At 62.7% G+C, this 1,564-nt stretch carries 2 protein-coding genes; both read left to right on the top strand.

Annotated features, from left to right (window positions below):
- The coding region (locus EOA22_RS33150; protein ID WP_164756159.1) for an ATP-binding cassette domain-containing protein at window positions 1-491 on the top strand (491 nt) is incomplete at its 5' end.
- On the top strand, window positions 488-1,564 hold a 1,077-nt coding region (locus EOA22_RS33145; RefSeq protein ID WP_164756158.1), incomplete at its 3' end, for a sugar ABC transporter permease. The genes EOA22_RS33150 and EOA22_RS33145, both read left to right, overlap by 4 nt.

Here is a 1,564-nt window from a genome sequence, read left to right as displayed (position 1 = left end):
GAAAGCCCTGGGGGCACACCCTCACCGCCAATATCAAGCACAACATCACGCTGGCCAATCTCGGCGGCGTGGCCCGCCACAGCGTGATCGACGACATGCGCGAGCTCGCCGTTGCCAACGACTATCGCAAGAAGACCAATATCCGCGCTTCCAGCGTCTATCAGTTGACCGGCAATCTTTCCGGCGGCAACCAGCAGAAGGTGGTGCTGTCGAAATGGCTGTTCGCCGACCCGGACGTGCTGATCCTCGACGAGCCGACACGCGGCATCGATGTCGGCGCCAAGTACGAAATCTACACGATCATCGCGCGACTCGCCTCGGAGGGTAAGGCGATCGTGGTCATCTCGTCGGAAATGCCGGAATTGCTCGGCATCACCGACCGCATCTACGTCATGAACGAAGGGCGCATCGTGGGCGAAATGCCCGCCGCGGAAGCAAGCCAGGAAAAAATAATGCGCGCCATCGTTCGTGGAGAAGGAAAAGCAGCATGAGCACCGAAAGCGCCCCCGCCCCGCACGGCAATGTCGCCGAAGAGCAGCGCGCACGCATCGCCGTCTCGGCGCTGGCCACGAACCTGCGCGAATACGGCCTGATCATCGCGCTGATCGTCATCATGCTGTTTTTCCAGTTCACCACGTCGGGAACGCTGTTCAAGCCGGTGAACCTGAGCAACCTGGTGCAGCAGAACTCGTTCATCATCGTGATGGCGCTGGGCATGCTGCTGGTGATCGTTTCCGGCTATATCGACCTCAGCGTCGGATCGGTCGCCGGTTTCATCGGCGCGCTGGCGGCAAACATGATGGTCATCTGGCAACTTGGACCGCTCAGCAATCCGCTGGTGGTTTCGATCATCTGCCTCGTCGTGGGCGGCCTGATCGGGGCGGCGCAAGGCTACTGGATCGCCTATCACAGAATACCGAGCTTCATCGTGACACTGGCCGGCATGCTGATCTTCCGCGGCATCTGCCAGGCGCTGCTGGGCGGCGGATCCTCGGTCGGTCCGCTTCCCGACGACTTCAAAATGCTCAGCTCGGGCTTCATCCCGGATGTCATCGGCCCGCTGACGCTGATCCCGCCGACGGTGAACGCGGCCGGCAAGACCATCATGGGCAGCGGCCTGACGCTGCACATGACGACGATCGTGCTGGGCCTGATCGCCGTGCTGGCCTATGCCTATTTCGGGGTGAGGACGCGTCGCAAGCGCGAACGCCATGGCTATGAGGCCGAGCCCTTTGCCCTGTTCGTCGTCAAGACGCTGGTCGCCAGCGCCCTGGCGCTGTTCCTGGTCTATGAGTTCGCCAGCTACAGAGGCCTGCCGGTCGTGCTGCTCGTCATGGGCGTGCTGATCTCGCTGTTCGTCTTCGTCACCAAGCGCATGACCATCGGCCGCCGTATCTACGCCATGGGCGGCAATGCCAAGGCCGCGCAGCTGTCAGGCATCAACACCGAGCGGCTGACGCTGATGGTGTTCATCAATATGGGCGTGCTGTCGGCGCTCGGCGGCCTGATCATCGCGGCGCGACTGGGACAGGCGGTGCCGGCCGCGGGCCTCGGCAGCGAGCTC

The sequence above is a fragment of the Mesorhizobium sp. M7A.F.Ca.US.014.04.1.1 genome (assembly GCF_003998745.1).
Taxonomy (GTDB): domain Bacteria; phylum Pseudomonadota; class Alphaproteobacteria; order Rhizobiales; family Rhizobiaceae; genus Mesorhizobium; species Mesorhizobium ciceri.
Note: the sequence above shows the minus strand (reverse complement) of the source record. Positions and strands in the feature narration are given on the sequence as shown.